At 68.5% G+C, this 6,552-nt stretch carries 6 protein-coding genes; 3 read left to right on the plus strand and 3 right to left on the minus strand.

Annotation, left to right across the window (positions count from 1 at the left end; all coding sequences use genetic code 11):
• Positions 1–42: 42 nt before the first annotated feature.
• A complete protein-coding gene (locus ABZX92_RS22165; RefSeq protein WP_355562354.1) occupies positions 43–597 on the minus strand; it encodes a hypothetical protein in 555 nt (184 codons plus the stop codon).
• Positions 598–697: 100 nt separating this feature from the next.
• Here ABZX92_RS22165 and ABZX92_RS22170 point away from each other — a divergent pair, with 100 nt between their 5' ends.
• Complete coding sequence (locus tag ABZX92_RS22170) at positions 698–1,219, plus strand: RNA polymerase sigma factor (protein WP_355562357.1); 522 nt, start codon at positions 698–700, stop codon at positions 1,217–1,219.
• Positions 1,209–1,868: a hypothetical protein gene (locus ABZX92_RS22175; protein ID WP_355562360.1), complete on the plus strand. Its 660-nt coding sequence runs from the start codon at positions 1,209–1,211 to the stop codon at positions 1,866–1,868. Before ABZX92_RS22170 ends, ABZX92_RS22175 begins: the two co-directional genes overlap by 11 nt.
• Here the strand turns inward: ABZX92_RS22175 and ABZX92_RS22180 are convergent.
• Positions 1,865–3,982: an acyltransferase family protein gene (locus tag ABZX92_RS22180; protein ID WP_355562362.1), complete on the minus strand. Its 2,118-nt coding sequence runs from the start codon at positions 3,980–3,982 to the stop codon at positions 1,865–1,867. The two genes, ABZX92_RS22175 and ABZX92_RS22180, sit on opposite strands and share 4 nt — an antisense overlap.
• A gap of 119 nt (positions 3,983–4,101) precedes the next feature.
• Positions 4,102–5,664, minus strand: a complete 1,563-nt coding sequence (locus ABZX92_RS22185) for a phospholipid carrier-dependent glycosyltransferase (RefSeq protein WP_355562365.1) — start codon at positions 5,662–5,664, stop codon at positions 4,102–4,104.
• On the opposite strand from ABZX92_RS22185, the gene rsmI reads away from it, so the two are divergent.
• Entirely contained in the window at positions 5,665–6,510 is an 846-nt protein-coding gene (rsmI, locus tag ABZX92_RS22190; RefSeq protein WP_355562368.1) for a 16S rRNA (cytidine(1402)-2'-O)-methyltransferase, read from the plus strand.
• Positions 6,511–6,552: the final 42 nt, after the last annotated feature.

The raw sequence follows: 6,552 nt of genomic DNA on the forward strand, positions 1-6,552 counted from the left end.
GCGAGGAGTGGAGAGGCGGTTTCCGCCGATCGCCTCTCCACTTCACCTCCGTGGCACCGGACGCAATCTCTTGCGCAGCAACACGAACAACCCTGCGGCGGCCACCACCACGAGCCCGACGAGCCACACCGGCGCGGGCGAGGGCTCAGATCCAGGTGCAGACACCGCCGCGGCCGGCGCGACCGCGGGCTTGGTGAGCGGCGGCGCGATCTCCTGCCACGGCCACGGTTCGGTCGAGCCCGGCATCACCAGCTGCGGGTCCGGCGGCTTCATCTGGAAGGCGCCCGGCACGGTCAGCGTCCCGAGCGGATGGTCCTGGAACATCCCCTGCACGCCGAAGACCTCGTACGTGCCCGCGGGCAACACAAACGTCACGGCGTAGTGCGCGGGCTGGCCCAGCGCGACGCCCACGAACTCCCGGGAGTCCGCACCGGCGGCAAAGCGCAGCCCCGTCTTGCCGAGATCGCCGGAAAACGGATGGGTGCCGTGCTGCAGCACCCAGTAGCCGACGGTGTGGGTCACCGACGGTTGGATCGACGGCGCCGGGTCCAGGTACGTGACCGCCCAGCCGCCCGCAACCGCAGAAGGTGCGCTCACCAGTAGGAATGCGCACATCAACGCGAGAATCCTCATGCGGGAGTTACACCGGGAACCAAGCAGGGGTTCCCGGTGTAGGAAGGGCATCACGGACGACGCGGTGGCACGGGCGATCGCAGGTGACCAGGCGGCCTACGGCGAGCTGGTCACCCGGTACACCGCGCTCGCGCACCGGACGGCGTACCTGCTCGGGGCGGGTGCGGACGCCGGCGACGTGGTGCAGGAGGCGTTCGTGAAGGCGTACCGGAAGCTCGGCACCTTCAGACCCGAAGCCGACTTCAAGCCGTGGCTGCTGAAGATCGTCGCCAACGAGACCAAGAACCTGCATCGCGGCAGACGGCGCCGCAACCTGATGGAGCTGAAGATGGCCACCATCACGGAGACCGTCGACCACGACGACCCCGGCACGCTGGTCGACGACTCCCGCGCCAAGCTCCTGAAAGCCGTGCAGAGCCTGAACGAGCACGACCGCCAGGTCGTCACGTGCCGCTACCTGCTGGACCTGAGCGAGGCCGAGACAGCGCAGACCCTCAACCTGGCCAAGGGAACCGTGAAGTCACGGCTGTCCCGCGCGCTGGCCAAGCTGCGCCCGATGCTGGAGGAGGTGGCCCATGAGCGATAGCGACGTCGAGGCCGCCCTCCGCGACCTCAGTCAGAACATCCACGTGCCGGAACCTCCGAACGTCACGGCGCAGGTCCTCGCGAACATCAACACACCAAGACGCCGAAACCGTTGGCTCGCCGCACTTGTCGCGGCCGTGACGGCGTTCGCGATCGCGTTCGCGGTGTCCCCGGCCGTGCGCGCGGGCGTCCAGCACCTCCTGGAGTTCGCCGGCGTCGAGTTCCGCACCGAGCCGCCGCCGACGGTCGCACCCCCGTTGCCCAGCCAGGAGGTTTCGCTCGACGAGGCCAGGAAGCAGATGCCGTTCGAGATCTACCTGCCGGCCGAACTCGGCACGCCCGACCGGATCACCGTCCACGAAGGACGGTTCGTCACGCTGCACTACGGGAACATCAGGCTGGACCAGTTCGACGGCACGATCAGCTCGACCGCCGGCAAGCTGATCTACAACGAGGGTGTCGAGCAGATCGGCGACAAGATCTGGATCCCGTACCCGCACGTCTTCTTCTACATCGACCGCAACGGCCAGTGGCACGACGAAGAACCGCGGGGAACCGGGAAAACCCTGCTCTGGCAACGAGGCCAGGTCACCATGCGACTCGAAGGCGACCTGACCGAGGAGAAAGCCCTGGAGATCAGCGAGAGCTAACCGATGGCCTTCGCGATCATCGGCGCCAGACTGCGGCTGAACTCGCTGTTGAGGTGGTTGTAGTCGTAGTAGACCGCCACGTTCCCGATCACGGCGTAGCACTTCTTCTGGTCGCAGAAGTAGTCGGTCAGGTCGATCAGCGACACACCGGGGTTGTCCGCCGTGCGAGCGGCCTCCGCCATCGCGTCGAAGGAGTTGGCCTGCTCGCGCGCGGCGGCGCAAGCCTCGGGTTTCTTCGGGTGCAGGGCCACGCAGTCGGCCGTGCGGTCCGCCGTGTTGTACGGCGGATCGGCGAGCACGATCACGCGGGCACCCGCGTCCGTCCACTTCCGCCACAGCGGTTGCACGCCCTCGCGGTACTGCTCGGCCTGGCTGCGGCCGCTCCCGTCGTCGACGGTCTCCTCGCGGGCGAAGAACGACGTCACGACCAGCGCCGGTTTCTCGTTGGCGATCATGTCGCTCAGCTGCGTGCTCCAGGTGGCACATTGGTCGGCCTGCTCGGCGGTGACGGGCGCGCCGATGAACTCCGTGACCCGGACGTTCGCGACCGGGCACGCGCCGAGGTAGCTGAACTTGAGCACCCACTTGCGTTCGCGGGCGACTTCGAAGATCGCCGGCTGCCAGTGCTGGGCGTGCGAGTCGCCCACCAGCCACACCTTCTGCGCGGTCGCGGAACCGCCGGAGAAGTCGCAGGTCGCCATGTTGTACCTGTACTTGCCGAGGGTGATCCACTCCTCCGGCCCGCATTCGGGTGCCTTCCGAAAGTACTCGTTGGCCGGGCCCATCACGGGCTGTCTGGCCGGGCCGAACGGCTCGGCGCAGCCGGTGGTGGCGATCATGGCATTGGCGGCGTAGCACGGGTTGTTCCGCTCTGCGACCGGGTCCCGCTCCGCCTGCGCGACATGCCGGTCGTAAGTCAGCTGGAGCTGGGTGGCGAGCACGGCGACGACCGCGAGACCCGCCGCCATGCCGGTGAACGTCAGTGTGGTGCTGCGCACCAGCGGGCCCCACGACATGCCGCGGTCCTCGACCAGCACCTTCGTCGCCCAGGCGAGCACCAGGCACAATGCGAGCAGGCCCAGGAGCCAAGGCGTGCCGAGGGTGCCGCCTTCCAGCTGATCGCTCAGCGCGAACGGTGCGAGCAGCACGAGCGGCCAGTGCCAGAGGTAGAGCGAGTAGCTGATGTCGCCCACGAACTGCACCGGTCGCGAGGCGGTCAGCGGAGTGTGCCACTGCTTGCCGGGGCGCAGGCCGGAGATGATGACCATGCCGGCACCGACCGCCGGGATCAGGGCGAGCCAGCCGGGGAACGGCGTGTGGCGGTCGTACGCGAACGCCGCTCCGATGATCATCGCCAGCCCTGACAACGCCGCGATCTCGGCGGCCACGCGAGGCAGCACCAGGTGTGCGGAGGCCATCGCCACACCGGCGCCGAGCGCGAACTCCCACACCCGGACCGGAGTGATGAAATACGCCGCGCTCGGGGAGACGGTCGTGTAGTAGACGCTCAGGCCGAGCGACAGCGCGCCGAGCGCCACGACGCCGTTCGTCACCCAGCGACGTCCGCCCAGTTTGAACAGGCCGATCAGCAGCAGCGGCCAGAACAGGTAGAACTGCTCCTCGACCGAGAGCGACCAGTAGTGCTGGACCAGACTCGCGGCCTGGCCCTGCGCCGAGTAGTTCACCGACTCCGCGGCGAGCAGCCAGTTCTCCACGTAGTAGGCAGCGGCGAAGGCCTCCCTGGCGCTGGCCGCCCAGCGCGGGTAGGGCAGCAGGAAGTAGGCCAGGACGACGCTGACGGCGAGGACCAGGAACGCCGCGGGCAGCAGCCGCCTGACCCGCCGCGCGTAGAACCTGCCGAACCGCACCCGGCTGGTGCGGACGATCTCGCGGTCGAGGTGGGAAGTGATCAGGAAACCCGAGATGACGAAGAAGACGTCGACGCCGACGTAGCCGCCGGTCAGCCCGTCAGGCCAGAAGTGGTTCACCACCACGGCCAGCACGGCGATCGCGCGCAGGGCCTGGACGTCGGTGCGGAAGCCGACCTTCTTCGGTCTGCCGCTGCCGACGCTCCATCTGCGCTGTTCTCGGCCGATCTCGACTGTGGCGCTCACGCGACTGAATCCCCCCGGAGTCCGCCCGTCGTGAGGACGCGCGGTGACGTGCTAAGTCTCCACCGGTCACCAGGTCAGGGCGTGGCTGACCAGCAATGCTAACCCACCACCACTGAAGATCAGCGCCAGCTTGGCAACCACAGCTCCTGCTGCCACATCTCCGGCGTGATCGGCACGCCGTTCAAGATCGGCCACAGCCACACGAAGTTCGCCACCACGATGCCGACGTACAGCGCCACCACGAGCAGACCGGTGCCGCGCCGTTCGGAACCGGCCGTACGACGACCCAGGATCTCGCCCAGCGCCAGCACGATCAGCAGCACCAGGAACGGCGCCATCGGGGTGGTGTAGAAGAAGTACATCTGCCGGTCGAGGTTGAGGAACCACGGCAGCAGCCCGGCCATGTACGCGACGAGGACGCCGGCGTAGCGCCAGTCCATCCGGCCGATGGTGCGGAAGAGCGCCCAGCCGATCACCGGGAACGCGAGCCACCACATCGCGGGCGTGCCGATCAGCATGATCGCGCCGACGCACGACGCCGCGCCGCAGCCCGTCACGCTGCCCTCGTAGTAGTAGAGCATCGGACGCAGGCCCATCGGCCACGTCCACGGCTTCGACTCCCACGGGTGGTGGTTGGTCGCCGAGGTGACCAGCCCGACGTGGAAGTTGTAGACGGTCTTGGCGTTGTACCAGAGCCCTTGCAGGACATCCGGGATGTACGAGATGTCCTTGACCTTGCCGCCGACCACGTGCCGGTCGATGCCGGTCTCGCTGGCCATCCACGGGAACCACGTCGCGACGTAGACCAGCACCGGGATCGCGACGAGGCCGCCCAGCGACGGCAGCACGTCCTTCGCGATCGTGCCCAGCCACGGCTCCTCGACACCGGCGGCCCGGCGCGCCAGGGCGGTCCAGACGACCGTCAGCAGCCCGAACGCGCCGATGTACCAGATGCCCGACCACTTCACGCCGCACGCGAGGCCGAGCGAGACCCCCGCACCGAAGCGCCACCAGCGGAAGCCCAGCCAGGGCCCGAACGCCGAGTTGTTGACGAACCCCTCGCGCACGGCGACAGCCAGTCGTTCACGGACCTGTTCGCGGTCCACGACCAGACAGCCGAACGCGGCGACGACGAACAGCGCCAGGAAGATGTCGAGCATGCCCATCCGCGACTGGACGTGCGAGACGCCGTCCGCGATGAGCAGCACGCCGGCCAGCGCGCCCAGCAGGTCCGAGCGGGTCAGGCGGCGGGCGATGCGGACGATCATCAAGATCGTGATCGCGCCCGCGAGCGCCGAGGCGAACCGCCAGCCGATGCCGTCGTAGCCGAAGAGCTCCTGGCCGATCGCCATCAGCTGCTTGGCGAGCGGCGGGTGCACGATCAGCTCGTAGCCCGGATTGTCCTCGTAGCCGCCGTTGCGCAGCACCTGTGCCGTCTGCGGCACGTAGTGCTTCTCGTCGAAGATCGGCGTGCCCTTGTCCGTCGGATACCCGAGGTTCCAGAACCGGACGACGGCGCCGATCAGCGTCACGACGATCGTCATGAGCCACCCGCGCATGCGGTCTCCGAAGGGAGGCGGGTCGAGTGCCGCCGCACGATCCGTGCGTGGCTCCTCGACGACGACGGGCGCCTCTCCTGGCTGCACGAGGACTGTCACGCCGCCGATCGTAGGGTGCAGCATGTGAGTCCTGTATCCGGTTCAGGCCGTCTGGTCCTGGCCGCCACCCCGCTCGGCGACATCCGCGACGCTTCACCACGCCTGGTCGAGGCGCTGGAGACAGCAGATGTGATCGCCGCGGAGGACACCCGGCGGCTGCACAGTCTCGCGGCCGCGTTGCAGGTCAAACCGTCCGGACGGGTGATCAGCTTCTACGACCAGGTCGAGACGTCGCGGCTGCCCGGGCTGCTGGAGTCGCTGCACAACGGTGAGACCGTGCTGCTCGTGACCGACGCCGGAATGCCGTCCGTGTCCGATCCCGGTTACCGGTTGGTCGCCGCGTGTGTCGAGCAGGATCTCAAGGTCACCTGCCTGCCGGGGCCGTCCGCCGTGACGACCGCGCTCGCCGTGTCCGGCCTGCCCAGCGACCGGTTCGCGTTCGACGGCTTCCCGCCGCGCAAGTCCGGTGAGCGCAAGCGCTGGTTCGCGCCGCTCGCCACCGAACAACGCACCGTCGTCTTCTTCGAGGCACCCCATCGGCTCGCGGACACGCTCGCGGACGCCGTCGAGGTGCTCGGGCCGGACCGTTCCGCCGCCGTGTGCCGCGAGCTGACGAAGAAGTACGAAGAGGTCGTGCGGGGAACTCTCGCCGAACTAGCCGCGTGGGCCGTGGAAGGCGCACGCGGCGAGATCACCGTGGTGCTCGGCCCGGCCCCCGCCGAGGACAAGCCCGACCTGGAGACCCTGGTCGCCGAGGTCAGGCAGCGCGTCGCCGACGGGGAGCGGATGAAGTCGGCCGCCGCCGAGGTGGCGGAGGCGGCCGGCATCAGCAAAAAAACCCTCTACGACGCCGCGATCAAATCCTCCTGACCGCCCTGTTGGAGGGGAACGCGGGGGCCCCGCGTTCCCCTC

Origin of the sequence: Lentzea sp. NPDC006480, from assembly GCF_040611995.1 — a bacterium.
GTDB lineage: Bacteria > Actinomycetota > Actinomycetes > Mycobacteriales > Pseudonocardiaceae > Lentzea.

Excerpts from the sequence above, each read along its gene's own strand:
- ABZX92_RS22185 (WP_355562365.1), bottom strand. The coding sequence starts at position 5,664 with ATGCTGCACCCTACGATCGGCGGCGTGACAGTCCTCGTGCAGCCAGGA.
- ABZX92_RS22175 (WP_355562360.1), top strand. The coding sequence starts at position 1,209 with ATGAGCGATAGCGACGTCGAGGCCGCCCTCCGCGACCTCAGTCAGAAC.